The organism is Phytopseudomonas punonensis (assembly GCF_900142655.1).
GTDB classification, from domain to species: Bacteria; Pseudomonadota; Gammaproteobacteria; order Pseudomonadales; family Pseudomonadaceae; genus Aquipseudomonas; species Aquipseudomonas punonensis.
The window spans coordinates 88,811-114,202 of record NZ_FRBQ01000008.1 but is presented as its reverse complement, the minus strand read 5'-3'; the positions used below and the strand labels follow the sequence as shown (position 1 = coordinate 114,202).

Annotated in this window: 22 protein-coding genes; 14 read left to right on the top strand and 8 right to left on the bottom strand. The window is 61.6% G+C overall.

From position 1 onward, the window contains the following. Window position 1: 1 nt before the first annotated feature. Complete coding sequence (locus BUC40_RS17970) at window positions 2-982, top strand: OmpA family protein (RefSeq protein ID WP_073267548.1); 981 nt, start codon at window positions 2-4, stop codon at window positions 980-982. A gap of 291 nt (window positions 983-1,273) precedes the next feature. Here BUC40_RS17970 and BUC40_RS17965 read toward each other — a convergent pair whose 3' ends face one another. After that, a complete protein-coding gene (locus tag BUC40_RS17965; RefSeq protein WP_073267547.1) occupies window positions 1,274-1,588 on the bottom strand; it encodes a transcriptional regulator in 315 nt (104 codons plus the stop codon). Window positions 1,589-1,783: 195 nt separating this feature from the next. On the opposite strand from BUC40_RS17965, the gene BUC40_RS17960 reads away from it, so the two are divergent. Next, window positions 1,784-2,176: a hypothetical protein gene (locus BUC40_RS17960; protein ID WP_073267546.1), complete on the top strand. Its 393-nt coding sequence runs from the start codon at window positions 1,784-1,786 to the stop codon at window positions 2,174-2,176. Between the two features lie 11 nt (window positions 2,177-2,187). Here BUC40_RS17960 and BUC40_RS17955 read toward each other — a convergent pair whose 3' ends face one another. Continuing rightward, the gene (locus BUC40_RS17955) at window positions 2,188-3,117 is read right to left on the bottom strand and encodes a LysR family transcriptional regulator (protein ID WP_073267545.1); all 930 of its coding nucleotides are present in this window, start codon (window positions 3,115-3,117) and stop codon (window positions 2,188-2,190) included. A 142-nt stretch (window positions 3,118-3,259) separates the two neighbouring features. Here BUC40_RS17955 and BUC40_RS17950 point away from each other — a divergent pair, with 142 nt between their 5' ends. Then, window positions 3,260-4,465 carry an acyl-CoA dehydrogenase gene (locus tag BUC40_RS17950; RefSeq protein ID WP_073267544.1) on the top strand — a complete coding sequence of 402 codons (1,206 nt, stop codon included), beginning with the start codon at window positions 3,260-3,262 and terminating at the stop codon, window positions 4,463-4,465. Between the two features lie 7 nt (window positions 4,466-4,472). Here BUC40_RS17950 and BUC40_RS17945 read toward each other — a convergent pair whose 3' ends face one another. The 4 genes from BUC40_RS17945 to xthA all read right to left on the bottom strand — a co-directional run bounded on the left by BUC40_RS17945 (window position 4,473) and on the right by xthA (window position 8,080). Beyond that, on the bottom strand, window positions 4,473-4,667 hold the full coding sequence (locus BUC40_RS17945; RefSeq protein ID WP_073267543.1) for a hypothetical protein: 195 nt from the start codon (window positions 4,665-4,667) through the stop codon (window positions 4,473-4,475). Further along, window positions 4,664-5,656, bottom strand: coding sequence for a TerC family protein (locus tag BUC40_RS17940; protein WP_073267542.1), 993 nt, complete (start codon window positions 5,654-5,656; stop codon window positions 4,664-4,666). The genes BUC40_RS17945 and BUC40_RS17940 overlap by 4 nt, the downstream gene beginning before the upstream one ends. A 155-nt stretch (window positions 5,657-5,811) precedes the next feature. Continuing rightward, window positions 5,812-7,191, bottom strand: a complete 1,380-nt coding sequence (locus BUC40_RS17935) for a substrate-binding domain-containing protein (RefSeq protein WP_073267541.1) — start codon at window positions 7,189-7,191, stop codon at window positions 5,812-5,814. 76 nt (window positions 7,192-7,267) lie between these two features. Beyond that, complete coding sequence (xthA, locus tag BUC40_RS17930) at window positions 7,268-8,080, bottom strand: exodeoxyribonuclease III (protein WP_073267540.1); 813 nt, start codon at window positions 8,078-8,080, stop codon at window positions 7,268-7,270. Between the two features lie 137 nt (window positions 8,081-8,217). On the opposite strand from xthA, the gene BUC40_RS17925 reads away from it, so the two are divergent. The 4 genes from BUC40_RS17925 to tpx all read left to right on the top strand — a co-directional run bounded on the left by BUC40_RS17925 (window position 8,218) and on the right by tpx (window position 14,699). Further along, window positions 8,218-9,951, top strand: coding sequence for a BamA/TamA family outer membrane protein (locus BUC40_RS17925; protein ID WP_083593614.1), 1,734 nt, complete (start codon window positions 8,218-8,220; stop codon window positions 9,949-9,951). Next, window positions 9,948-13,619 (top strand): translocation/assembly module TamB domain-containing protein, encoded by a 3,672-nt coding sequence (locus BUC40_RS17920; protein WP_073267538.1) that lies wholly within the window; start codon window positions 9,948-9,950, stop codon window positions 13,617-13,619. Before BUC40_RS17925 ends, BUC40_RS17920 begins: the two co-directional genes overlap by 4 nt. A 97-nt stretch (window positions 13,620-13,716) precedes the next feature. Next, window positions 13,717-13,950, top strand: a complete 234-nt coding sequence (locus BUC40_RS17915) for a hypothetical protein (RefSeq protein ID WP_073267537.1) — start codon at window positions 13,717-13,719, stop codon at window positions 13,948-13,950. Between the two features lie 248 nt (window positions 13,951-14,198). Further along, a complete protein-coding gene (gene tpx / locus BUC40_RS17910; protein ID WP_073267536.1) occupies window positions 14,199-14,699 on the top strand; it encodes a thiol peroxidase in 501 nt (166 codons plus the stop codon). Between the two features lie 49 nt (window positions 14,700-14,748). On the opposite strand, the gene BUC40_RS17905 is transcribed toward tpx, so the two are convergent. Continuing rightward, window positions 14,749-15,744: an aldo/keto reductase gene (locus BUC40_RS17905; RefSeq protein WP_073267535.1), complete on the bottom strand. Its 996-nt coding sequence runs from the start codon at window positions 15,742-15,744 to the stop codon at window positions 14,749-14,751. 106 nt (window positions 15,745-15,850) lie between these two features. Between BUC40_RS17905 and BUC40_RS17900 the strand changes: the two genes are divergently transcribed. Then, on the top strand, window positions 15,851-16,762 hold the full coding sequence (locus BUC40_RS17900; protein WP_073267534.1) for a LysR family transcriptional regulator: 912 nt from the start codon (window positions 15,851-15,853) through the stop codon (window positions 16,760-16,762). Between the two features lie 19 nt (window positions 16,763-16,781). Here the strand turns inward: BUC40_RS17900 and BUC40_RS17895 are convergent, their stop codons facing one another. Next, window positions 16,782-17,717 (bottom strand): LysR family transcriptional regulator, encoded by a 936-nt coding sequence (locus BUC40_RS17895; RefSeq protein WP_073267533.1) that lies wholly within the window; start codon window positions 17,715-17,717, stop codon window positions 16,782-16,784. 224 nt (window positions 17,718-17,941) lie between these two features. On the opposite strand from BUC40_RS17895, the gene chvE reads away from it, so the two are divergent. The 6 genes from chvE to BUC40_RS17865 all read left to right on the top strand — a co-directional run bounded on the left by chvE (window position 17,942) and on the right by BUC40_RS17865 (window position 25,391). Next, window positions 17,942-19,006 carry a multiple monosaccharide ABC transporter substrate-binding protein gene (gene chvE, locus BUC40_RS17890; RefSeq protein ID WP_073267532.1) on the top strand — a complete coding sequence of 355 codons (1,065 nt, stop codon included), beginning with the start codon at window positions 17,942-17,944 and terminating at the stop codon, window positions 19,004-19,006. A 106-nt stretch (window positions 19,007-19,112) separates the two neighbouring features. Then, window positions 19,113-20,639: a multiple monosaccharide ABC transporter ATP-binding protein gene (mmsA, locus tag BUC40_RS17885; protein ID WP_073267628.1), complete on the top strand. Its 1,527-nt coding sequence runs from the start codon at window positions 19,113-19,115 to the stop codon at window positions 20,637-20,639. 14 nt (window positions 20,640-20,653) lie between these two features. Beyond that, window positions 20,654-21,859 (top strand): multiple monosaccharide ABC transporter permease, encoded by a 1,206-nt coding sequence (gene mmsB / locus BUC40_RS17880; protein WP_073267531.1) that lies wholly within the window; start codon window positions 20,654-20,656, stop codon window positions 21,857-21,859. An 82-nt stretch (window positions 21,860-21,941) separates the two neighbouring features. After that, window positions 21,942-22,724, top strand: coding sequence for an SDR family NAD(P)-dependent oxidoreductase (locus tag BUC40_RS17875; protein WP_073267530.1), 783 nt, complete (start codon window positions 21,942-21,944; stop codon window positions 22,722-22,724). Beyond that, window positions 22,721-24,466, top strand: coding sequence for an L-arabinonate dehydratase (gene araD / locus BUC40_RS17870; protein WP_073267529.1), 1,746 nt, complete (start codon window positions 22,721-22,723; stop codon window positions 24,464-24,466). The genes BUC40_RS17875 and araD overlap by 4 nt, the downstream gene beginning before the upstream one ends. A gap of 19 nt (window positions 24,467-24,485) precedes the next feature. Continuing rightward, a complete protein-coding gene (locus BUC40_RS17865; RefSeq protein ID WP_073267528.1) occupies window positions 24,486-25,391 on the top strand; it encodes a 2-dehydro-3-deoxygalactonokinase in 906 nt (301 codons plus the stop codon). The last annotated feature ends 1 nt before the right edge of the window (window position 25,392 follow it).

The window sequence follows — 25,392 nt, the reverse complement described above, 5'->3', positions numbered from 1 at the left end:
GATGAAACTGAAAAACACCTTAGGCGTAGTCATTGGCTCTTTGGTAGCCGCTACCTCCATGGGCGTGCTGGCCCAAGGTCAAGGCGCTGTCGAGGTGGAAGGCTTTGCCAACCGCTACTTCACCGACAGCCAGCGTGATTTCGCTCACGACGAAGGCAACCAGTTCGGCGCAAGCGTTGGTTACTACCTGACCGATGACGTCGAGTTGGCACTGTCCTACGGCGAATACCACGACCTGCGTGGCGAAGGCGCTGCTGGCAGCAAGAACATCAAGGGCAACCTGACTGATCTGAAAGCTCTCTACCACTTCGGCCAGCCGGGTGTAGGTCTGCGTCCTTACGTTTCTGGCGGCGTTGGCCACCAGAGCATCGGCGACGCCAACAAAGGCGGCCGTGACACTTCCACCCTGGCTATCGTCGGTGGCGGTGCCAAGTACTACTTCACCGAAATGCTCTATGCTCGTGCAGGCGTTGAAGCTCTGTACAACATCGACAAAGGTGACACTGAGTGGCAAGCCGGCGTTGGTGTTGGTCTGAACTTCGGTGGCAGCACTCGTCAGGTTGCTCAAGTGACTGAGCCGGCTCCTGAGCCAGTTCCAGCACCGGCTCCGGTCGTTGAAGAAGCTCCGCAAGTCGTTCGCGTTGAATTGGACGTGAAATTCGACTTCGACAAAGCTGCTGTTAAGCAAGAAAGCTATGGCGACATCAAAAACCTGGCTGACTTCATGAACCAGTACCCGCAAACCAGCACCACTGTTGAAGGTCACACTGACTCCGTCGGTACTGACGCTTACAACCAGAAGCTGTCCGAGCGTCGTGCTAACGCTGTTCGTGAAGTGCTGGTCAACCAATACGGCGTAGGCGCTGATCGCGTCAACTCCGTTGGTTACGGCGAGTCCCGTCCGGTTGCTGACAACGCTACCGAAGATGGTCGCGCTATCAACCGTCGCGTTGAAGCTGAAGTAGAAGCCCAAGCCAAGTAATAGGCTCAGGCGTCAGGAAAAACCCGGCTCAGGCCGGGTTTTTCTTTGCCTGTAAAAAAGTACGGGCCACAAATAAAAACGGCATCTACCAGACCACCCGATGGGGGAAGGTGATCTGGCAGATGCCGTGTGCGTTACCTGGCTTCCCAAAATGATGCCGCCAAGTGATATTCAATAGATTAAAGCAAGCATCGCGCCAAATGCTGGAAGAGCCTCTGAGCCTAGGCCAACGCTCGATTGTCTACTGCTCTGCTAACCACAACCGAGCACCGGCGTTGAATGGGTGTTCGATCATGAGGCGGGGCAGGCGCGGGCTTCCTCTACATAATCTCTGAGCCAGCGCAGCACATCCACTGCTTGCCAGCGATTGGGATCGAACATCGCATAGGCCAATCCTTGATAGCCGACCACATCCAGCTGTCGGTGATAGCCAGCGCGTTGCAGCAACGCTTCGATTTCTGCAAAGCAGGTGTTGAAGTGCAGCCGATTGAAAGGGGTTTTACCTTCGGTAACGATCCCCTCCAGATGCAGCTCCTCGACGATCAGCCGCACCTTGTCCAGCGGCATTCGGTTGATGGTGTGTTTGAGTTGCAATACGTCCAGCATCGTTAGGCTCCCGCGATAGGCCTGATCTCACCTGGAATTTTCCGGGCCTGCGATCATGTAGTGACGGCTGCTAGGGTAATTCAAAAATACTGTACAAATAAACAGTATTCGGTAATAGTGAGTCTCTACACCTGATCACTCCCTATCTGCAGGCGCCCGCAGGGTGCTGCTGACTGATGCCGAGGACTACCTACAATGCACCAGATACTCATGACAATTGTGCTGTTGGCGACATTGAGTGGTTGCGTACAACCGCAGGTGGAGCAGCCCAAGGTCAACGCCAGTTATCTCGTTATCGAGGATAGTCAGGCCTGGGCCGTGCTGGTATCTGACGGCAAGCGTGTCGAAGAGCATGGTGTGGTGGTGGATGCCATCAAGCTGGCGGGAGACGATGCACCTGTCGCTGCCAGTTATGTGATCGATACACCCAATTGCGGCAAGGTGCAGTGGCTGGTGGAGCGTCAGGATGCTTCCGACGGGGTTACTACGCGAATGACCTTGCACGGCAATGACCAGCTTTCCGCTTCAGGCTGTGCGATCAGCGATGGGCTGACCCGTGTCTGGACGGTGCTGGATTACTCAAGCTGAGAGGCGGCGCGCTAATTCGTCGCTTCGTTCTTTCGCTCTAGGGCGGTGATGCGTTGGCAGATCTCGATGATCTGCTCACGCATCCAGCGGTTAGCTGGATCCTGATCAGTGCTTTCGTGCCAGTAGAGATGGGTTTCCAGAGCGGGAATGCCGGCAATCGGCAGCTCGCTGAAATGCAGATCGTTATCCCGTGCGAATCGCTCCGGCACGGTAATCGCCATATCGGTATCGCGCATTACGCGGCACGCCATCAGGTAATGCTGCGAACGCAGGGCGATACGGCGTTGAATGCCCATTTTCCCCAGCGCCAGATCGACATAGCCCAGGCCGCTGCGGCGGCTGGATATCTGGATGTGCGTCAATGACAGATAGGCTTCCAGGCTGAGCTTGTCCTTGGCCAGCGGATGCCCATGGCGCATGGCGCAGACATAACGGTCTTCCATTAGTTTGACGTGACGCACCTGCGGGTCGATGTTCAGCGGCGCGTCCACGGCAAAGTCCAGGCGGCCGGCGGCCAGCTCCTTGGTGGTTTCACGGCGGCGTACCAGCATGCTTTCGATGGTCACGCTCGGTGCCTGTCGACGCAGACGTTGGAATAGAGGAGGCAGGACAACTGCTTCGGTCAAGTCGGTCATGCTGATGCGAAAGCTCTTGGTCGCCTGAGCCGGGTTGAAGGTACGGCTTTCCTGCACAGAAATACGCAGCTGCTGAAGGGCGTTACGCACCGGTGTGATGATGTTCTGCGCCATGGGCGTTGGCACCATGCCCTGGGCGGTGCGTACGAATAGTGGGTCATTGAAGGTTTCGCGCAGGCGAGACAGGGCATTGGACACCGCAGGCTGGGTAATGCCGACGATTTGTCCGGCGCGGGTAAGGTTGGCTTCGGTGTATATGGCATCGAAGACAACGAAAAGATTGAGATCGACCTTGTTCAGGTTCATGCCTGAATGACTCCGCGTACTGTTTTTTTGTCGGCTGATCTTATATCGGTGATGAATGTTAATACACGCTGAAAATAGCTTCGATTAATGACTCGGCGTCCACTAGCATCCTTTGCACACAGAAATGCAGCCGAGGTATGCCGTGGATTTCGCCTATTCCCCCAAGGTTCAGCAACTGCGCGAGCGCGTCAGCGCTTTTATGCAGGATCATGTTTATCCGGCTGAGGCCATCTTTGAGCAGCAAGTTGCCGAGGGTGATCGCTGGCAGCCGACGGCGATCATCGAGCTGTTGAAAGACCGTGCGAAGGGAGAAGGGCTGTGGAACCTGTTTCTGCCGGACTCGGCCCTCGGCGCCGGGCTAAGCAATACCGAATACGCGCCGCTTGCAGAAATCATGGGCAGTTCGCTGATTGGCCCAGAGCCGTTCAACTGCGCGGCCCCCGATACCGGCAATATGGAAGTGTTGGTGCGTTACGGCAGCGAAGAGCAAAAGATTGAATGGCTCGAGCCACTGTTAAGCGGTGAGATTCGTTCGGCATTCGCCATGACCGAGCCAGAGGTGGCGTCGTCGGATGCCACCAATATGCAGGCGACGGCGGTGCGTGATGGTAATCACTGGGTAATCAATGGCCGGAAGTGGTGGACTTCGGGCGCCTGTGATCCACGTTGCAAGGTAATGATTTTCATGGGGCTCACCAACCCCGAAGGGCATCGCCACCAACAGCACTCGATGATTCTGGTGCCGATGGATACGCCCGGCGTGAAAGTGCTCAGGCCATTGCCGGTTTTCGGTTACGACGACGCGCCCCATGGCCACGCCGAAGTACTGTTCGAGGACGTCCGCGTGCCGTACGCAAACGTTCTGCTCGGTGAAGGGCGAGGCTTCGAGATCGCTCAGGGCCGCCTGGGGCCTGGGCGTATTCACCACTGCATGCGCTCTATCGGTATGGCCGAGCGTGCGCTCAAGTTGATGTGCGAACGAGCCCTGGCGCGTAGCGCATTTGGCAAGCCGCTGGCCCGCCTGGGCGGCAACATCGACCTGATCGCCGAGTCACGCATGGAGATCAATATGGCGCGACTGCTGACGCTTAATGCGGCCTACATGATGGATACCGTCGGCAACAAGGTCGCCGCCAGCGAGATCGCACAGATCAAGGTAGTGGCGCCGAACGTGGCATTGAAGGTAATCGATCGCGCCATTCAGATGCATGGCGGGGCAGGGGTCAGTGGCGATTTTCCGTTGGCTTACTGGTACGCCATGCAGCGTACCTTGCGCCTGGCCGATGGCCCCGATGAAGTGCACCGCGCGGCAATTGGCAAGTTTGAGCTGGGTAAGTACAAGGCGTGACGCAGGTTTAGATGTCCGGCGCCTTGCTGGTGTCAGCTACCAGCGTCAGCTTGTCGGCGTTCACGCGCATGTGCAGTTGGGCGGCAAAGGTGCGGGCAGCGCTTTCGTCGTCGAACATCAACGTGCGCTTGCCCAGGCGTACGCACCAGCGTACGCCGTCTCCCTTGTCTATGCGTTCGAGCTGCACGTCTCTTTCGCTCACGTCGTCTCTGCAGGCTTCTTATCGCGGGTTTTCAGCAGCGACAGGATAACGCCGCCGGCCAGTACGCCCATGGTAACGCCGAGCGAGAGCAAAGCGGGAACCTTGATGAAGCCGTGCAGGAAGATCTTGCAGCCGATGAACATCAACACGATGGCCAGCGCGTACTTGAGGTACACGAAGCGGTGCATCAATGCCGCGAGTGCGAAGTACAGCGCACGCAGGCCAAGAATCGCGAAGATGTTCGAGGTGTAGACGATGAACGGATCCTGGGTGATGGCGAACACTGCCGGTACGCTGTCCACCGCGAACACCAGGTCCGCCAGCTCGATCAGCACCAGTGCCAGCAGCAGCGGCGTGGCGAACAGCAGCATCTTTCCGCTGGCCTCATCCCTCTGGCGCACCAGAAATTTGCCGCCGTGCATGTCGTCGGTCATACGGATGTGTTTGCGCAGAAAGATCAGCAGCTTGTTCTGCGACAGGTCTGGATGCTCGTCGTGATCCTTGCTGAACAGCATTTTGATGCCGGTGAACAGCAGGAAGGCGCCAAACACGTAGAGGATCCAGTCGAACTTCTGAACCAGCGCGGTTCCCAGGCCGATCATGATCGCGCGCAGCACGACCACGCCGATGATTCCCCAGAACAGCACGCGATGCTGGTATTTGCGTGGGATGCCGAAGAAGCCAAGGATCATCGCCATGACGAACACGTTGTCCATCGATAGCGACTGTTCGACTAGAAAGCCGGTGTAGAACTCCAGCGCCTTGGTGGCGCCAAGCTCCCACCAGACCCAGCCGCCAAAGGCGACGCCAACGCTGAAGTAGCCTGAATAGAGCAGCAGGCTTTCACGCATTTCGATTTCGTGTTGGTCGCGGTGCAGGATGCCGAGGTCGAAGACCAGCAGCGCAATGACAATGACGATGAACGCCAGCCAGAAGTAGTACGGGGTGCCGAGAAACGGCGTGAGCATAAAGGCATGTAGAGCTGTCATGGGCCCTCCCTGTCAATGCCTAAGTTGAGATTCAACTTAGTGACTCCGACATCACGATGAGGTGGACTCATCGCCAGAGGGGCCCGGCGCCACATGTTTACAAGGCTAGGATGATTCCTGTGGTGCGGCAAGTATCCGTCATATGTCAGAAGTGTTCAGTACACCCAGACCTCGACGCGACGGTTCTTGAGACGGCCGCTGTCGCCCTCGTTGTCAGCTACCGGAAGCTCATCGCCGAGCCCCGCCACATCGCGCAGTATCACGCCTTCACGAACCAGCTCGCGGCGGACCGCCATGGCGCGCAATTTGGACAGCAGCTCTGCGCGGGCGGAGACCGCCTTGGGGTCGCCGAAGCCTACCAGTACGACTTTCTGCTGCAGTTTGTCGTGCTGACGCAGGTAGTCGAGCACGCGGCGCAAGTCCTGCTGAGCCTTGTTGTCCAGGCTGGCACTGCCTTCCTGAAAGCGGAAGTTGACCGACAGCCGCTCGGCTTTTTGCGCCAGATCCTGATAAGCCTGCGGCATATCCGGCGTGGCAGTGATCTTCACCGCTTCGACGGTCTGCGCGATGAACCCGTTCTGCGCCACGACGGCCTGGCCACGTGGGCTCTGGGCGAATTGCAGCAGGGCTTTGGCCCAGGGGTTGACGCCATTTTGCGGGCCGTAGAGGAACAGGCGCCGTGACAGCGGGTAATCCTCGGTGGCGATCAGCGTTACGCTCGGCGCCATCGGTTGCGAGCCGCCCGAGGCGATCGCCACCGCCTTGGCGCTGCGTACGTAGGGCAGGCCGATGAAGCCGATGCCGTTGGCATCCCGGGCCACGGAATCGGAGAGTTGCTCGCTGGATTCGAAGCGCTTGGCCTTGGTCGACAGCTGCTTGCCGTTGGCACTCAGCACCAGCTCCTTGAAGGTGTCGAAGGTGCCTGAGTTGTCGTCCCGAGCGTACAAGTCGATTGTGCCTGGGCGGCCACCGACTTGAGCCCAGTCGCTGATTTCACCGGAGAAAATCTGCGCCAGCTGCAGAGTGCTCAGTGTATTGATGGGGTTGCTCGGGTGCAGCACGATTGCCAGGCCGTCAATGGCGATGACCTGCTCGGCATCCGCGCTTTTCATATTGCCGAGCGATGACAAGCTGGCTGTTTCACTGTCCTTGATCGGCCGCGAGGATGCAGCCAGCTCGGCGCTGCCCTGGCTAATGGCGGTAAAGCCGGTGCCCGAGCCGTGGGCGGCGATGGTCAAGGTAACCTTGCGGCCCGCGGCATTCAGACCGCTGACTGCCTGCTCATTTTCCTGGGTGGCGGTAGTGCGGATGTCATTGAAGCCTTGTTCCTGGAGCAGCCCACGTACCAGCGCAGGACCGAGCTTGGCGCCGATGGTGTTGGAGCCCTGGATGCGCAGTACCGGCCGGTCGTCGGTAGGCAGCGGCAGCGCGGCAAAGGCCGTCCAGGGGCTCAGGTAAAGGACGAAGCCGAGCAGCAGAAAGGTAGCGGTTCGGCTCCAGGTCTCGCGGTCATAACGGGTCGAGGCGCGCAGCATGCGGCAATCACCTTGAAAGGGGTGGCTGAAGTGCTGCGACGATAAGACAGAAAAATGACTACACGATGACGGTCGATCAGCTTAATTGCAGCCAGATCGGCGCATGGTCGGAGGGCTTCTCCATGCCGCGCAGTTCGTAGTCGATTCCCGCGTCCTTCAGACGCTCCTGCAAGGCTTGCGAGGCGAGGATCACATCGATGCGCAGGCCGCGCTTGGGCTCGTCTTCGAAGCCGCGGCTGCGGTAGTCGAACCAGCTGAAGCGGTCGTCGACCTCTGGGTGCAGCTGACGGAAGGAGTCGACCAGCCCCCAGCTTTTCAGCGTCGCCAACCATTCGCGTTCTTCCGGCAGGAAGCTGCATTTGCCGGTCTTCAGCCAGCGCTTGCGGTTGACTTCGCCGATACCGATGTCGCAATCCTCGGGGGAGATGTTGATGTCGCCCATGACGATAAGCGGCTGGTCGTGAGCGAAGCGGCTGCTCAGCAATGCCTGCAGGTCGGCGTAGAAGCGCTGCTTGGCGGGAAACTTGGTGGGGTGGTCGCGGCTCTCGCCCTGGGGGAAGTAGCCATTCATCACTGTGACCGGATTACCGTTGGCATCGGCGTAGGTGCCGTAGATGAAGCGCCGTTGCGACTCTTCGCCGTCTTCCGGGAAGCCCTTGAATATTTCCAGCGGTGCTTGGCGAGACAAAAGCGCAACGCCGTAATGGCCTTTCTGGCCGTGGTAATGCACGTGGTAGCCCAGGGCGCGGATTTCCGCTTCGGGAAACTGCTCATCGCTGACCTTGGTTTCCTGCAGACCGATCACGTCCGGCTGATGCTTCTCGATCAGTGCCGCGAGTTGGTGAGGGCGCGCGCGCAAGCCATTGATGTTGAAGGAAACGAGTTTCATGTCGGCGATCCTGAGCGTAGCTGGCGGTAAAGCCGCGATGCTAGCCCATCGCGTCGCCGCGCGGCCAGCACAGCGGGAAATCGTTTCGATACGTACACGCGCTGGTTTGCCGTAGTTGCCGTGATAGCATCGCCGCCATGAGAGTTATTTCGACACTAGGCGCCGGCTGCGCGCTAATGCTGTTCAGTGCCACGTTGCTTGCCGAAGATGCCCGTTTGGTGGTCAGCGTGCAGCCGGCCAACAATGCCTTGAAGAGCAATGTCGAGGGCTATATCGGCAACCTTGGCGAGCGTGATGCCGAGGCTCTGCAGCGGCTGCGCCGGGTGGTCGAAGGCCAGGCCGAAAAGGCCGCTCAGGCGCTGGGCTACTACCAGGCGCGAGTTACTACCGAAGTGCTCGAACAGACGCCGCCGCGCCTGAACGTTCGAGTCGTGCCCGGTGAGCCGGTGCGCCTCGGTAACGTCACGGTCAGGATCGACGGCCCCGCTGCGCAAATGCCTGCCTTCCAGTTGCCCAAGAGCGCGCAACTTACTCAAGGTGCGCGCCTCAATCACGGCCGCTACGAAGCTGCCAAACGGCACATCCAGAACCAGGCCTCGCGCTACGGCTTCTTTCACGGGCGTTTCACCCAGCAGAGTCTGCGCATCAACCCGCAGGCAGGTCTGGCCGATATCGAACTGGTCTATGACAGCGGCCCGCGCTACATCCTCGGGCCTGTCAGATTCGAGGGCGATATGCCCTTCGATGACGAGTTGCTGCAGCGCATGGTGCCGTTCCCTGCAGACACGCCTTACGACTCCGAGCGCATTGCCGAGCTGTACGAGGCGCTGCGCGCGAGCGGCTACTTCGAATCGGTGCGGGTTGATGCCAGCCCAACGGTGGCCGAGCAACAGGTGATTCCGGTCAAGGTGCATCTGCAAACCCGCTTGCCGCGCACCATGGGTCTAGGCCTGGGATTTTCCACCGACGTCGGCCCGCGGGGTCGTGCTCAGTGGGAGCGGCACTGGGCCAACCCGCAGGGCCACAGTTATGGCGCGGAGATGGAGCTGTCGGCGCCGCGGCAGAACGTTGGTCTGTGGTACGACATTCCCGGCAATCCGCCGATGACCGACAAGCTGCGTATCGCCGGAGGCTATCAGTACGAGGAGCTTGCCAACACCGATAGCCTGAGTCGCCTGCTAACGGTTGGCCCCGAATGGCACAGCAAGCTCGACAGCGGTTGGCAGCGGGTGATTTCTTTGAAATGGCAGCGCGAGGAATATCGCCTCGGCGATGATTCGGGCCTCAGTACGCTGTTGATGCCAGGTATCAGTTATTCCTACCTGCACAGCGACAGTCGCATCGACCCTAATAACGGTTATCGCCTGCAGTTCGATGCCTCGGTGGCCAAAGAGGGGCTGCTTTCCGACTCCGATGTGCTGCACGGTAACGTGCTGGTCAAGGGCCTCACCACGCTCTGGCAGAATCACCGCTTTCTCGCCCGTGCGCAGTTCGGCGGCACCGAATCCAAGGGCTTCAATTCCTCGGTGCCACCATCGTTGCGTTTCTTCGCCGGTGGCGATCAGAGCGTGCGCGGCTACGACTACCAGAGCCTGTCGCCAGAGAACAATGATGGCGACAAAATCGGTGGGCGCTATATGGTGGCGGCCAGCGCCGAGTACCAGTACAGCATCCTCGACAAGTGGCGCGTGGCGACCTTCTACGACACCGGTAATGCCTTCAACTCGCTGGACATACCATCGCTCAAGAGTGCGGTCGGCATCGGCTTGCGCTGGGTATCGCCAGTCGGGCCGTTGCGTCTCGATCTGGCGCATCCGCTGGATGAAGAGGGCGGCGTGCGGCTGCATTTCTCCATGGGGCCAGAGCTGTGAGGCGCGCGTTCAAGTACGCCGGGCTGAGCTTCGCTGGCTTGCTGGCCCTGCTCGTGGTGTTGCTGATCTGGATGCTGGCGACGTCCGCCGGCAGCCGCTGGGCCCTGAGCCTGGTGCCTGGGCTGCAGGTCGATGGATTCGAGGGGCGCCTCGGTGGCCGCTGGACGGCCCAGCAGGTGCTTTGGCAGCAGGGCGACGATCAGGTGGTAGTTCGCCAGCCACAATTCGATTGGTCGCCCTCCTGTCTGCTGCGCCTGACGCTGTGCATCGACACGCTGCGCAGCGAGCGCATCGAGCTAAATTTCGCGCCGAGCACCGAGGCGCCGAGCGAAGAGCCTTTCAACCTGCCGCAACTCGATCTGCCAGTGGCCCTGGAAGTTGGCGAGGTATGGCTTGGCAGCCTGCAGCTCAATGGCGATGACCAGTTGCAGGGTTTGGAGCTCGCTGCGGATTGGGCCAGCGAAGGGCTGAATATCAGCAAGCTGCACCTGCAACGTGACGAGTTGATCGTCGATGTGCAGGGCCATTTGCAGCCCAGCGGAGAATGGCCGCTAAAGCTGCAGGGCAGTGCGGCGTTACCGTCGCCTGATGGAAAAGCCTGGGATCTGAAGCTGCAGGTCGAGGGCAATCTGCGCGAGAGCCTGGCACTGGTGGTCGACAGCAGCGGTTATCTGGCAGGGCGCCTGAGTGGTGAAGTCCAGCCGCTGGTCGAACATATTCCCGCGTCACTGACCTTTGCCGCTGACGGCTTCAAGGCTGAAGCCTCGCTGCCTGATACCCTGCGCTTGAACGGCGTTACGCTGCAGGCGGCCGGTAACCTGCAGGATGGCTACCGCATCAACGGCATCGCCACCCTGCCAGCCGAGGAGGGCCCGGTTGCCCTGGCCCTGCAAGGGCGTGTCGATGCAGCCGGCGCAGATGTCGAAACGCTGCGTCTGTCGGCTGGTCCGGGCGAGTATCTGGCCATCAATGGCCGACTCGACTGGCAAGAGGGCTTTAGCGCCGATACCCATATCGACTGGCAGGACTTCCCCTGGCTGCGTCTGTATCCACTAGAGCAAGCGCCACCAGTCACGATCAAAAAACTCACCGGCGACCTCGCCTACGACAATGGCAATTATCTGGGCAACTTGTCCGCCGCGCTCGACGGCCCCGCCGGCGCATTCAACGTACAGACGCCGCTCAGCGGCGACCTGCAGCAGATCCACCTGCCCCAGCTGCAGGTGCGCGCCGGGCAGGGCAAGATCGATGGCCAGCTCACCGTCGGTTTCGCCAACGCCGTGCGCTGGGACGCGCAATTGCAGGTCAGCGATTTCGACCCCGCTTACTGGGTTGCCGAGTTGCCCGGGCGAATCGCCGGGCCGGTACGCAGCAAAGGGCAACTGCTCGATGGCCGCCTGGAGCTTACCGGCGACCTCGACCTGAAAGGTCACCTGCGCGGCCAGCAAGCGCAGCTGCAGGCCAAGGTCGCAGGCGCCGGGGAGCGTTGGGACGTAAGCGCATTGAATGTGCAGCTGGGCGACAACCGCATCGATGGTAGTGGCCAGCTCGACCAGCGTTTGCAGGGCCAGCTGCGCATCGCCCTCAATCGCCTCGGCCAGCTGTGGCCGGGCTTGCAGGGCCAGGCCAGTGGGCGGCTGGATCTGGCCGGCAACCTGGAGACACCCCAAGGCACGTTCGCCCTGACCGGCCAGGGGCTGGCGTTCGAAGACACTCGCCTGCGCCAGCTGGGGCTCAACGCCACGCTGGACGTTAATGGGCAGGCCAAGGTGCAATTGCGTGGCCAGGGAATTGCCAGCGGCGACAGCCTGATCGGTGATCTCGCGGTCAACGGCAGCGGCAATGGACGCCAGCAGCAGATGGATCTGAGCCTGCAGGGGCCGCAATTGCAAACGAGCCTGGCTCTCGATGGTACGCTGGATAAGGGCGACTGGCGCGGCCGCCTGAGCCGCGCCGAAGTACAAGCGGGCGGGCAGGACTGGCGTTTGCAAGCACCGGCTTCGCTGGTGCGTCTGGCAAGCGGGGAGATCGATCTCGGCGCCCATTGCCTGCGCTCCGGCGCGGCCAGCCTGTGTGGCGAAAACCAGCGCCTGCAGCCGGAGCCAAAGATCCGTTATCGGCTTGCCGATTTCCCGCTCGACAGCCTGTCGCCGTGGTTCCCGAAAGACTTCGCCTGGCAGGGTACGCTCGATGCCGACGTGCATCTGGACTTGCCGGCAGCTGGCCCCAACGGCCGCGTGGTGGTGGATGCCGGCAGCGGCACCTGGCGCGTGCGTGATGACGGCCAGTGGGTGGACTTCACCTATGACAGCCTGCGCCTGAGCAGCGAGCTGCGGCCGCAGCGCATCGACAGCGAGCTGAGCCTGCGCGGCCCGCGCATAGGCGAGTTGTCGGTGCAGGCGCAGCTCGATCCGCGAGGGGAAAGCAAGCCGCTGTCCGGCCAGTTCCGCCTCAGCGGCCTCGATCTGGCTATCGCCCGGCCGTTCGTGCCGATGGTCGAGCGCCTGAGTGGGCAGCTCAATGGTAGCGGCACGCTGTCTGGCGACTTGCTCAAACCGCTGGTCAACGGTCAGCTGGCGCTCAGCGATGGGGAAGTTTCCGGCGGTGAATTACCCACCAGCTTCGAAGATTTGCAGGTACGCGTGTTGATCTCCGGCGAAAGCCTGCAGCTCAACGGCGTCTGGCGCAGTGGTGACAAGGGGCAGGGCACGCTAGACGGCGCGCTGGCCTGGAGTGGCGCGCTGAGCGGCAACCTGAACGTCAAGGGCAGCAGCTTGCCGGTTAACGTCGAGCCTTACGCGAACCTTGAGGTTGCGCCGGATATGCAGGTGCGTTTGGCCAACGATCAGTTGTCGGTCAGCGGCAAGGTGTCGATTCCACGCGGCAAGATTGTGGTGCGCGAGCTGCCGCCATCCACTGTCAAGGTGTCTGACGACGCCGTAATCGTCGGTGCCGAAAATCAGGAGAAGCAGCCGGTGGCCATCAGCATGGATATCGACGTGGACGTCGGCAGCGACAAGCTGACGTTCAGCGGTTTCGGTCTCAATGCCGAACTGGCGGGCCGGGTTCACATCGGTGACGACCTCGACACCCGCGGCGAGTTGAATCTCAACAAAGGCAATTTTCGCGGCTATGGCCAGCGTCTGACCATCCGCCGTGCGCGCCTGCTGTTTGCCGGGCCGATCGACCAGCCATTCCTAGATATCGAAGCGATTCGCAAGGTCGACGACGTAGTCGCCGGCCTGCGCTTGACCGGCAGCGCCGACCAGCCGCGCACCGAGGTGTTTTCCGAGCCAGCGATGAGCCAGGAGCAGGCGTTGTCCTATCTGGTGCTGGGGCGGCCGCTATCGACCGGTAGCGAAGACAACAACATGCTCGCCCAGGCAGCGCTGGCGTTGGGTGTGGCGGGTAGCTCCGGAGTGACCGGCTCGGTCGCGCAGAGCCTGGGTATCCAGGATTTCCAACTGGATACCGACGGCAGTGGCCGCAACACTAGCGTGGTAGCCAGCGGCAATCTTTCCGAGCGCTTGAGCCTGCGTTATGGGGTTGGTGTGTTCGAGCCGGTGAATACCGTGGCACTGCGTTACGCCCTGAGTCGTCGCCTGTATCTTGAGGCGGCGAGTGGTTTGGCGAGCTCGCTGGATCTGTTCTACAAACGTGATTTCTAGAGCGGCCAGCTCATGCGGCCCTCCATAATTTTTAGTCGGCGTGCGCCAAAGCTTTCAGCGCACTGCAACTTTCACCTTACCGAGAGACAGGAACGCCATGGGTCAGCGGCAAACACAGATACTCAAGCACGATCTCAAAACCATCGCAGAGGACCTAAAATGGGCCTCGGTCGATCTGGTGAAGATTGCCGAGCGCTTGCGCGGCTCAGAGCACGAAGCCGATGCGTGGGCGATCCTGCGCATGGTCGGCGTGTTGATCAACGGCGAAGAGCGCTTGGTCAAGTATGCCTCCGAGGTCAAGTCAGGTCGTATCAGTCGGTCCAAGGCTTGAGCCGGGGTAGCTACTGACTACAACCGGTTCCGGCGCATCGGCTGTACAGGCTGGAGTTGAGCGCCTAGCGGATGCTTATCCAAGGCAACGCCGTGCAGATTTAGCGTCGAAATGCGTCACGACTACAGCCGTTAAACAGATGGCCGCGCCATACCCGAGATGATTCTCAACGTCTTCTAGTGCGCGCTTTCCTGGCGTAGGATGGCCGTCCTTGCGTGTTTATTCCCATCAAAGAAAGGATCGTTTTCATGGCACAAGTAACCCTGCGTGGTAACCCGGTTCAGGTCGACGGCCAACTGCCGCAAGTTGGTCAGCAAGCACCGGCGTTCACCCTGGTTGGCGCTGGTCTGGCTGACGTCAGCCTGAGCAGCCTGGCCGGCAAGCGCAAAGTGCTGAACATTTTCCCGAGCGTCGACACCCCGACCTGCGCCACCTCAGTGCGCAAGTTCAACGCCGAAGCCAGCAAGCTGGCCAACACCGCCGTGCTGTGCATCTCTGCCGACCTGCCGTTCGCCCAGGCGCGTTTCTGCGGTGCCGAAGGCCTGGAAAACGTCCAGAACCTGTCGACCATGCGCGGCGCCGAGTTCCTCAAGAACTACGGCGTAGCCCTGAGCTCCGGCCCGCTGGCTGGCGTGTCTGCCCGCGCTGTGGTTGTACTGGACGAGAATGACAAAGTGCTGCACAGCGAGCTGGTTGGCGAAATCGCTGACGAGCCGAACTACGAAGCTGCACTGGCTGCACTCAAGTAAGCTGCTCGCTGTACCTGAAACGGCCTGCCTTGCGCAGGCCGTTTTCGTTTCACCGGTAAAGCGTCTGCATCGAGTCGGGCGCGTAACGTTCACCCGCGATAGCCTTGGCCGGGAAGATGTCGTCCAGCGCCGCCACCTCGCTCACGCTCAACTCGATCTCCAGCGCGGCCAGGTTTTCATCCAGATAGCGGCGGCGCTTGGTGCCGGGGATCGGCACGATGTCGTCACCCTTGGCCAACACCCAGGCGAGCGCCAGTTGCGCCGCGCTGATGCCTTTGTCGGCAGCCATGCTCTGCACTTTGGCAACCAGCTGCAGATTCCTGGCGAAGTTCTCGCCCTGAAAACGCGGGTTGTGGCGGCGGAAGTCGTCGGCCTCGAAGTCGTCAGGGCTCTGCAGCGCACCGGTCAAAAAGCCTCGGCCAAGTGGGCTGTAGGGCACGAAGGCGATGCCCAGTTCCCGGCAGGTGGCCAGTACGCCATTTTCTTCGGGGTCGCGCGTCCACAGCGAATATTCGGTCTGCACTGCGGCAATGGGATGCACAGCGTGAGCGCGGCGCAGGGTGGCGGGCGCCACCTCGCTGAGGCCGAGATGGCGGATCTTCCCCTGTGCCACCAGCTCGGCGAGTGCGCCAATGGTGTCTTCGATGGGCACGTTCGGGTCGATGCGGTGCTGGTAATACAGGTCCAGATAATCGGTATTCAGCCGCTTCAGGCTGCCCTCGATGGATTGGCGCACGTAATCGGGGTGGCCGCTGACGCCACGCTTGTGCGGGTCTTTGGCGTCGCGAACGATGCCGAACTTGCTGGCCACGAAGGCCTGATGCCGACGGCCAGCCAGCGCCCGGCCCAGCAGCGCTTCGTTGGTGTAGGGGCCGTACATGTCGGCGGTGTCGAGGAAGTTGAGGCCGTGCTCAAGGGCGTGGTGAATGGTGGCGATGGACTCCTGATCGTCACGGCCGGCCGTGTAGAAGTCGCTCATGCCCATGCACCCCAGGCCAATGGCGGAAACCTGGGGGCCGTTGTAGCCAAGTTGGCGGGTTTTCATCGTCAAGCTCCTGCAAAAAGTGGAGCCGAGAGTTTGGTTGTTGCGGCTGGCTAGATAAACCGGCTAAAAGTGCATGCACTATTTAGTTTTGGAAAATAATCTCGTTATGGATCGCTTGCTTGCCATGCAGGTTTTCACGCGCATCGTCGAGCTCGGCGGCTTTGGCAAGGCCGCCGACAGCCTCGGCCTGCCCAGGGCGTCGGTGACCCAGCTGATCAAGCAGCTGGAGCGTCATCTGGGGGCGCAGCTGCTGCAGCGCACCACCCGGCATGTCAGCCCGACGCTCGATGGCAGCGCCTACTACGAGCGCTGTCTGGCCGTGCTGGCGGAGATCGATGACGCGGAGTCGCTGTTCTCTGACACCCGCGCCAACCCGCAAGGTCGTTTGCGCGTCGATCTGCCAGCCTCGCTCAGCCACCGCGTGGTGATTCCGGCGCTGCCATCATTTTTCGCACGCTATCCGCGCATCGAGCTGGAAATGGCTGCCAGTGATAGGCCGGTCGATCTGATTCGCGAAGGCGTGGATTGCGTGGTGCGCGCCGGTGAGGTGCATGACGTCAGCCTGGTCGCTCGGCCCTTGGCACAGTTGAAGCAGATTACCTGCGCCAGCAGCCGCTATATCGAGCTTCACGGCCTGCCGCAGAGCCTGGATGAGCTGCAGAACGGCCACCAAGCGGTCAACTATGTTTCGCCGCTCACGGGGCGACGTTTTGCCTTCGACTTCATGGTCGATGGTGAGCGCCAGGAGATCGAATTGCCCGGCCATCTCGCCGTCAGCAGCTCGGAAGGCTACGTGGCTGCCTGCGAGGCTGGCATGGGCATCATCCAGGCGCCGCTGTATCACGTGCGCGAGCAATTGCGTGCCCGCACGCTCTGCGAGGTGTTGCCCGAGCATCCGCCGGCGCCGATTGCGCTGGCGGCGCTGTATCCGCCGCATCGGCAGCTTTCGCGGCGGGTGCGGGTGTTCGTTGATTGGCTGGTCGAGCTGTTCGGGCAGGCGGATCTGCAGCGTCAATAAGTGCAGGTCGAGGCGCGACTCAATGCGCCTTGTTCAACGCGGCAGTGACCAGCCGGCGCAGGCGGTTGGCCACCGGCGACAGCTCGCGCCCTTTGACCAGCAGCAGGTAGTAGGGCGACATCTCGATGGTCATGTTCAGCGGCAGCACTTTGAGCTTGGCTCCGACCTGGTCGCCAAGCAGCAGGTCCGGCACTTCACTGGCCAGCGGCGCGATTGCCGATGATGACACCAGGATGGCGATCATTGCCAGCAGCGAGGTGGTGTTGGTGATGTTGGTCGGCAGCGTTGCGCCGGCACTCAAGAAAGCCGTTTCCATCGCCTCACGGATCGGCGCCCGATGGCTTTGCATCACCCATTCGTAGTTCGACAGATCGCGCAGCGTCACCTGCTCGACGTTGGCCAGGGGGTGATCCTGGCGCACGATCAGCTTGAGGGTTTCGGTGCGCGCCGGGTAGATCTCGAAATCCGCCGGATTGACGCCGCGGGGCAGCCGAGCCAGCACGAAATCGTTCTTGCCGCTGGCCAGGTCATGCACCAGTTCATCACTGGCGGCGACGTTGACGTGCACGTCGGCGCGCGGCGAAATCGCCTTGAGCTGGCGAATCGCCGGAATCACGAAGCCCACTGCTGCACCGGTGACGGCGCCGACCGTGGTCATGCCCCCTTCGCCGCGCTTGAGCTCCTCGACGTCTTGGGCCAAATCGCGCAGCTCCACCAGCATGTTGTGTGCACGGCGGGCGAGGGCGCGGCCGATCAGCGTCGGCACCATGCCCTTGGCATGCCGCTCGAACAGTCGGGCGCCCAGGGTGTTTTCGATATCGGCGAGCATGCGCGAGGCCGCCGGCTGGGTGACGGTCAGATCATCGGCGGCCATCCCGAGCTGGCCGTGCTCGGCAATCGCGGCGATCAGGCGCAGCTGGGGAATCTTCAGATGACGGGCAATTCCGATATCCATGACGGTGCTCGTTATTGGGGTTATGGCGCGAGTGTGAGCCCGAACGCAGGTGCTGTCGATCAGCTACATAACAATATTGGTATGCAGTTAAGCGAAATATGAATTTGCCTGATATGCGGTGTGCTTCTATCGTCAGCTCTGCTTTGAGCTCTTCGTTGCCCCAACAACAATAAATCGCGATGTCGCGCGTCCCTGAGCGCGCCAGGCGTCGCCAGGAGAAGCTGATGAACACAGTCCGTAAACTCGTGGCCGCCATGGCCATGGGCGCCACCCTGGTCAGTGCTGCATCCGTGGGCGCTGCCGAAAAAGGCTTCGTGGGTATCGCGATGCCGACCAAGTCGTCCGCCCGTTGGATCGACGACGGCAACAACATGGTCAAGCAGCTGGAGAAAGCCGGCTACAAGGCCGACCTGCAGTACGCCGAAGACGACATTCCCACCCAGGTCTCGCAAATCGAAAACATGATGGTCAAGGGCGTCAACGTCCTGGTCATCGCGGCGATCGACGGCACCACGCTGACCAACGCGCTGGAAAACGCCCATGCGGCGGACATCAAGGTGATCGCCTATGACCGCCTGATCCGCGACAGCGAGTATGTCGACTACTACGCTACCTTCGACAACACCAAGGTTGGCGTGCTGCAGGCCGAATCCCTGGTCAAGGGCATGCAGGCGCGCGGCAAGGGCCCGTACAACGTCGAGCTGTTCGGTGGCTCGCCGGACGACAACAACGCCTACTTCTTCTACAACGGCGCCATGTCGGTGCTGCAGCCGCTGATCGACAAGGGCGAGATCAAGATCCTTTCCGGGCAAACCGGTATGGGCAAGGTTGGCACCCTGCGTTGGGACGGCGCTACCGCTCAGGCGCGTATGGATAACCTGCTGTCCGCCAACTACACCAAGGAACGCCTCGACGGCGTGCTGTCGCCTTATGACGGCATCTCCATTGGTGTGCTGTCGTCGCTGAAGGGTGTTGGTTACGGCTCGGGCGACATGCCGATGCCGATAGTCACCGGCCAGGATTCGGAAGTGCCGTCGGTGAAATCGATCCTGGCTGGCGAGCAGTATTCGTCGATCTTCAAGGACACCCGCCAGCTCGCTGAAGTGACCGTCGGCATGGTCAAGGCGCTGCTCGAAGGTGCCGAGCCGCAGATCAACGACACCAAGACCTACGACAATGGCAAGAAAGTCGTGCCGGCCTATCTGTTGCAACCTGTCACCGTCGACAAGAGCAACTGGGAGAAGGTGTTGATCGACAGCGGTTACTACCAGAAGAACCAGGTCCAGTAAGCGTCGCCCCGCCGGCAGCCAGGCGCTGCCGGCCCTCCACCTCTTTGTTTACCTGAGCATGGCGCGCCCGCTGCGGTTGGCGCGTGCCTTGCGGACGGATAAAGCCATGCAGCAAGACATCATTCTGGAAATGCGCGGCATCACCAAGACGTTCCCGGGCGTAAAGGCGCTCAACAACGTCAATCTCAAGGTGCGGCGCGGTGAAATTCATGCTCTGTGCGGTGAAAACGGCGCGGGCAAATCGACCCTGATGAAGGTGCTCAGTGGCGTTTACCCCCACGGCAGCTACGAAGGCGAGATCATCTACGAAGGCAAGCCGCTGGCCTGCAGCGGTATTCGCGACAGCGAGCGCGAAGGCATCATCATCATTCACCAGGAGCTGGCACTGGTGCCGCTGCTGTCGATTGCCGAGAACCTGTTTCTTGGCAACGAGATCGCCAGCAACGGGGTGATCGACTGGCCCGAGGTGTATCAGCGTACCGAAGGGCTGCTCAAGAAGGTCGGCCTCGACGAGGTGGCTACCACGCCCGTCGAGAAACTCGGCGTCGGCAAGCAGCAACTGGTGGAAATCGCCAAGGCGCTGGCCAAGCACGTCAAGCTCTTGATTCTCGACGAACCCACTGCGGCGCTGCAGGAGAACGACAGCCAGAAGCTGCTCGACCTGCTGCTGGAATTCCGCGCCCAGGGCATTTCCTCGATCCTGATTTCCCACAAGCTCAACGAAGTCAGCCGCGTCGCCGACAGCATCACGGTGCTGCGCGATGGCGCCTCGGTGAGCAGCATGGATTGCCACACCGAAGAAGTCAGCGAAGAAACCATCATTCGCGGCATGGTCGGCCGCGACATGGAAAACCGCTACCCGGAGCGCACGCCGCAGATCGGCGAAACCCTGCTGGAGATTCGCGACTGGAACGTCTGGCACCCCGAGTCGGCGTCCCGGCAGATGATCCGCAATGTCAACCTGCGTGTGGCGGCCGGTGAAGTGGTCGGTATCGCGGGGCTGATGGGGGCAGGGCGCACCGAGTTGGCGATGAGCGTGTTCGGCAAGAGCTACGGGCGCAACATTTCCGGCTCCGTGCACCTGCGCGGCCAGGAAATCGACGTGTCCACCGTGCGTCGCGCCGTCGACAACGGCATCGCTTACGTCACCGAAGACCGCAAGGAATTGGGCCTGGTGCTCGACGAAAGCATCCTGTGCAACACCACCCTGGCCAACCTGCCGGGCGTATCGAAGCATGGGGTGATCGACGAACACGAGGAACGACGCATCTCCGAGGAATACCGCGAGGCGCTGCATATCCGTACGCCCGGGGTGTTCCAGAAGGTGCTCAACCTGTCTGGCGGCAACCAGCAGAAGGTGGTGCTCAGCAAATGGCTGTTCGCCAAACCCGAGGTGCTAATTCTCGACGAGCCCACCCGCGGCATCGATGTGGGCGCCAAGTTCGAGATCTACAGCCTGATCAACCAGCTCGCTGCCGACGGCAAGGGCGTGATCATCATTTCGTCGGAGATGCCCGAGCTGCTGGGTATGTGCGACCGCATTTACGTAATGAACGAAGGCGCCTTCCTGGGCGAACTGGCACGTGAAGAAGCGAGCCAGGAAAAGATCATGTCGATGATCGTCAAGGCGTGAGCGAGGACAACACAATGGATAACAACAACCAAACAGCCCAAACCCAGCAGATGGCGCGGCCATCACTGCTGGGCCACATGAAGAGCCACGTCCGCGACTACGGCATGCTGCTGACCCTGGTGGTCATCATGGCGCTGTTCGAGGTGCTCACTGACGGCACGCTGATGCGCCCGGTGAACCTGACCAACCTGCTGCTGCAGAACAGCTACATCATCATCATGGCCCTGGGCATGCTGCTGGTGATCGTCTCCGGGCACATCGATCTGTCGGTGGGTTCGGTGGTCGGTTTCGTCGGCGCGGCTGCGGCGGTAATGATGGTGCAGTGGGGCTGGTCGACTTCAGTCGTCGTGCCCGTCTGCCTGCTGATGGGCTGCCTGATCGGTGCGGCGCAAGGCTACTGGATCGCCTACTGGCAGATCCCGTCGTTCATCGTCACCCTGGCCGGCATGCTGGTGTTCCGTGGTCTGACCCTGGCCGTGCTCGATGGGCAGTCGATCGGCCCGTTCTCCAGCAGCTTCCAGCTGATGAGCAACGGCTTCATTCCGGACATCTTCGGGGTTGGCAAACCCAATGTGACGGCCATCGTACTGGGCCTGTTCGCTGCCGGGCTGATCATCTACCTGGCGGTGCGCGCCCGTCGTCGCGCCAAGCGCTATGGCATCGTCGACGAGCCAGCGCCGTTCTTCGTCGCCAAGAACCTGCTGATCGCCGGTGCCATCGTCTACATCGCTTACCTGCTGGCCACCTACCGCGGCCTGCCGAACGTGTTGATCATCATGGCCATGTTGATCAGCGCCTACACCTTCCTGACCAACCGCACCACGCTGGGCCGGCGTATCTACGCCATCGGCGGCAACGTCAAGGCGGCCAAGCTGTCGGGCATCAACACCGAGCGTTTGACCTTCTTTGCCTTCGTCAACATGGGCATGCTCGCCGCGCTGGCTGGGCTGATCTTCGCTGCGCGGCTCAACACTGCCACGCCAAAGGCCGGGGTGTCCTTCGAGCTGGACGTGATCGCCGCGGTGTTCATCGGCGGTGCGTCTATGTCCGGCGGCGTCGGCAAGATCATCGGTGCGGTGATCGGCGCCCTGATCATGGGCGTGATGAACAACGGCATGTCGATCCTCGGCATCGGCATCGAATGGCAGCAGGTGATCAAGGGCCTGGTGCTGCTGGCCGCGGTGATCTTCGACGTCGTCAATAAGAGCAAATCGCGCTAAGGCGCCACTACCCACCAATTCCGTAGTACCGCAGGCGCCTAGCGAGGCTGGGCGCCGCGGGATGAACACGAGGTAACAGGCCATGAATAGCCACAATCAACCATCAGGCAAGGCGATATACGCCGACTTGGCAGGGCGCACCGTGCTGATTTCCGGTGGCTCCACCGGCATCGGCCGCGCGCTGGTCACGGCGTTTGCCAAGCAGGGGGCACGTACCGCCTTCGTCGATATCGACGACAAGCACGGCAAGGCCCTGGCCAGCGAGCTGAGCGAGGCGGGGCACCAGGTGCTTTTCCTGCGCTGCGACATCACCGATATCAAGGCTTACCAGGCCGCTATCCACAAGATCGCCGAACAGTTCGGGCCGATCACCGCGTTGCTCAACAACGCCGCCAACGACGTGCGCCACGCCCTGGATTCGATCAGCGTCGAGCGCTTCGACGAGCTGATCGCGGTCAACCTGCGCCACGCCACCTTCGCCACCCAGGCGGTTGTGCCGATGATGCGCCAGGCCGGCGGCGGCGCGATCATCAACTTCGGCTCGGTGGGCTGGATGATGGCCTCGGCCGGCTACCCGGTGTACGCCGCCAGCAAGGCTGCAACCCACGGTTTGACCCGTGGCCTGGCGCGCGATCTGGGCAAGGACCGGATTCGCGTCAACACCCTGGTCCCTGGCTGGGTGATGACCGACAAGCAGTTGGCCATGTGGGTCGACGAAGCGGCCAAGGAACAGATTCGCCAGAACCAGTGCATGCCCGGCCAGTTGCTCCCCGAGCACATCGCCGACATGGCGCTGTTTTTGGCATCCGACGCGGCGGCGATGTGCACCGCGCAGAATTTCATCGTTGATGGAGGTTGGGTATGAGCACCTTCAAACCGGCAGTCTGGCCACGCAAGCTGCGTTCCACCGAATGGTTCGGCGGCGACTCGCGTGACCACATCTATCACCGCAGCTGGATGAAGAATCAGGGCCTGCCGGCCGACCTGTTCGACGGCCGCCCAGTGATCGGCATCTGCAACACCTGGTCGCAGCTCACGCCATGTAACGCCCACCTGCGTGATCTCGCCGAGCGGGTCAAGCACGGTATTTACGAAGCAGGCGGCCTGCCGCTGGAGTTCCCGGTGTTCTCGGCTGGCGAAAGCTCGCTGCGCCCGACCGCGATGATGTACCGCAACATGGCGGCGATGGACGTCGAAGAAGCGCTGCGTGCCAATCCGCTGGACGGAGTGGTGCTGCTGGCCGGTTGTGACAAGACCACCCCGGCGCTGCTGATGGGCGCCGCCAGCGTCGACATTCCGGCCATCGTGGTCTCCGGCGGGCCGATGCTCAATGGCTGGTTCCGTGGCGAGCGAGTTGGTTCGGGCACCGCGCTGTGGCAGATGTCCGAAGACATCAAGGCCGGCAAGATGAGCCGCGAGGATTTTCTCGAGGCCGAGCAGTCGATGTCCCGCTCGCCTGGCTCGTGCAACACCATGGGCACCGCCAGCACCATGGCCAGCATGGCCGAGGCGCTTGGCATGGCGCTGTCCGGTAACGCCGCGATTCCAGCGGTGGACAGCCGCCGCCGTGTGGTCGCTCACCTGACCGGGCGGCGCATCGTGCAGATGGTCAAGGACGACCTGAAACCGTCCGACATCATGACCCGCCAGGCGTTCGAGAACGCCATCCGCGTCAACGGCAGCATCGGCGGTTCGACCAATGCGGTGATCCACCTTCTGGCCATCGCCGGCCGCGTCGGCGTCGACCTGACCCTGGATGACTGGGACCGTCTCGGCCAGGACATCCCGACCATCGTCAACCTGATGCCGTCGGGCAAATACCTGATGGAAGAGTTCTTCTACGCCGGCGGCCTGCCGGTGGTGATTCGCATGCTCGGCGAGGGCGGCAAGCTGCATAAAGGCGCGCTGACCGTCTCCGGGGAAACCATCTGGGAGGAGGTCAAGAACGTTCGCAACTGGAACGAGGACGTCATCCGCCCGGTGGACAAGGCACTCACCGCCAAGGGCGGCATCGCCGTGCTGCGCGGCAATCTGGCGCCGCGCGGCGCAGTGCTCAAGCCGTCGGCTGCCTCGCCGCACCTGATGCAGCACCGTGGTCGCGCCGTGGTGTTCGAGGATATCGACGACTACAAGGCGAAGATCAACGACGAAAGCCTGGATATCGACGAAAACTGCGTGATGGTGTTGAAGAACTGCGGTCCACGCGGTTATCCGGGCATGGCCGAAGTGGGCAACATGGGCCTGCCGCCCAAGGTGCTGCGCAAGGGCATCACCGACATGGTGCGTATCTCCGATGCGCGGATGTCCGGCACCGCCTACGGCACCGTAGTGCTGCACACCACGCCGGAAGCGGCCGCTGGTGGCCCGCTGGCGGTGGTGCGCAATGGCGACATGATCGAGCTCGACGTAGAAGCACGACGCATTCACCTGGATATTTCGGATGAAGAGCTGAGCCAGCGTCTGGCCGCGTGGAAGCCGACCGTCGAGGCGCCTACCAGTGGTTACATCAAGCTGTTCCACGATCATGTGCAGGGTGCTGACAGTGGCGCGGACTTCGACTTCCTCAAGGGTTGCCGTGGCGCTGGCATTCCCAAAGACAGTCATTGAGCAGGAGAGGGCGGCGCACATGAGCGAGGTCAGCTGGATCGCCGTCGACTGGGGCACCACGCAATTGCGTGTCTGGGCGCTGTCAGCCGGCGGTGAGGTGCTGCAGCACGCCGCTTCGGCGCGTGGCATGGGCAGTCTGGCGGTGGATCAGTTCGAAGGCGCGTTGCTCGAACTGATCGACGGCTGGCTGGATGCCGAGCGCGTTACTGAGGTGGTCGCCTGCGGCATGGTCGGTGCACGTCAGGGCTGGCGTGAAGCCCCCTATGCCGAGGTGCCCTGTGCGCCCCAGGCCATGGCGCGGATGATCCGCCCGGAGGTGAGCGATGCACGCATGCGCGTGTCGATCATTCCCGGGCTTTGCCAGCGCACGCCGGCGGATGTGCTGCGCGGCGAGGAAACCCAGATATCCGGCCTTCTGTCTGAATGGCCGGATTATCACGGTCTGGTCTGCCTGCCGGGCACCCACAGCAAATGGGCCGAAGTGCGCGATGGTCAGGTAATTGGCTTTCAGACCTTTATGACCGGTGAGCTGTTCGCGCTGCTCAGCGGGCAGTCGGTGCTGCGTCACGGCATGCGCGGTGATCAGCCATTCGATTTGCCGGCATTCGAGGTGGGCTTACGTGCCGCTAGCGAACGCCCGCTGCTCGGTGCCTTGTTTGGCCTACGCGCCGAAAGTCTGCTCGAAGGCCTGGCGCCCGCTGCGGCGTGGGCGCGCCTGTCCGGGTTGTTGATCGGCCAGGAGCTGGCGGGATTACCGGAACGCTGGCAGGGCCTGTCGGTCTGTGTCATCGGCGATGGCCAAGCGGCCGAACGCTATCGTCACGCACTGGCGACCCTGAACATCTCGGCGCAAACCCTGGGCGCCGAGCAGGTCACCCTGGCAGGCCTAGCGGCCGCCCATCAGCACATTCGAGGAGGCTTCTAGA

Bases quoted from the DNA above. Each gene is read 5' to 3' on its own strand.
- BUC40_RS17935 (WP_073267541.1), bottom strand. From the start codon at position 7,191: ATGCTGCGCGCCTCGACCCGTTATGACCGCGAGACCTGGAGCCGAACC.
- xthA (WP_073267540.1), bottom strand. From the start codon at position 8,080: ATGAAACTCGTTTCCTTCAACATCAATGGCTTGCGCGCGCGCCCTCAC.
- BUC40_RS17915 (WP_073267537.1), top strand. From the start codon at position 13,717: ATGGGTCAGCGGCAAACACAGATACTCAAGCACGATCTCAAAACCATC.
- BUC40_RS17940 (WP_073267542.1), bottom strand. From the start codon at position 5,656: ATGACAGCTCTACATGCCTTTATGCTCACGCCGTTTCTCGGCACCCCG.
- BUC40_RS17905 (WP_073267535.1), bottom strand. From the start codon at position 15,744: ATGAAAACCCGCCAACTTGGCTACAACGGCCCCCAGGTTTCCGCCATT.
- mmsA (WP_073267628.1), top strand. From the start codon at position 19,113: ATGCAGCAAGACATCATTCTGGAAATGCGCGGCATCACCAAGACGTTC.
- BUC40_RS17895 (WP_073267533.1), bottom strand. From the start codon at position 17,717: ATGGATATCGGAATTGCCCGTCATCTGAAGATTCCCCAGCTGCGCCTG.
- BUC40_RS17865 (WP_073267528.1), top strand. From the start codon at position 24,486: ATGAGCGAGGTCAGCTGGATCGCCGTCGACTGGGGCACCACGCAATTG.
- BUC40_RS17960 (WP_073267546.1), top strand. From the start codon at position 1,784: ATGCACCAGATACTCATGACAATTGTGCTGTTGGCGACATTGAGTGGT.
- BUC40_RS17955 (WP_073267545.1), bottom strand. From the start codon at position 3,117: ATGAACCTGAACAAGGTCGATCTCAATCTTTTCGTTGTCTTCGATGCC.
- chvE (WP_073267532.1), top strand. From the start codon at position 17,942: ATGAACACAGTCCGTAAACTCGTGGCCGCCATGGCCATGGGCGCCACC.
- BUC40_RS17925 (WP_083593614.1), top strand. From the start codon at position 8,218: ATGAGAGTTATTTCGACACTAGGCGCCGGCTGCGCGCTAATGCTGTTC.
- araD (WP_073267529.1), top strand. From the start codon at position 22,721: ATGAGCACCTTCAAACCGGCAGTCTGGCCACGCAAGCTGCGTTCCACC.
- BUC40_RS17965 (WP_073267547.1), bottom strand. From the start codon at position 1,588: ATGCTGGACGTATTGCAACTCAAACACACCATCAACCGAATGCCGCTG.
- BUC40_RS17970 (WP_073267548.1), top strand. From the start codon at position 2: ATGAAACTGAAAAACACCTTAGGCGTAGTCATTGGCTCTTTGGTAGCC.
- BUC40_RS17900 (WP_073267534.1), top strand. From the start codon at position 15,851: ATGGATCGCTTGCTTGCCATGCAGGTTTTCACGCGCATCGTCGAGCTC.
- tpx (WP_073267536.1), top strand. From the start codon at position 14,199: ATGGCACAAGTAACCCTGCGTGGTAACCCGGTTCAGGTCGACGGCCAA.
- mmsB (WP_073267531.1), top strand. From the start codon at position 20,654: ATGGATAACAACAACCAAACAGCCCAAACCCAGCAGATGGCGCGGCCA.
- BUC40_RS17875 (WP_073267530.1), top strand. From the start codon at position 21,942: ATGAATAGCCACAATCAACCATCAGGCAAGGCGATATACGCCGACTTG.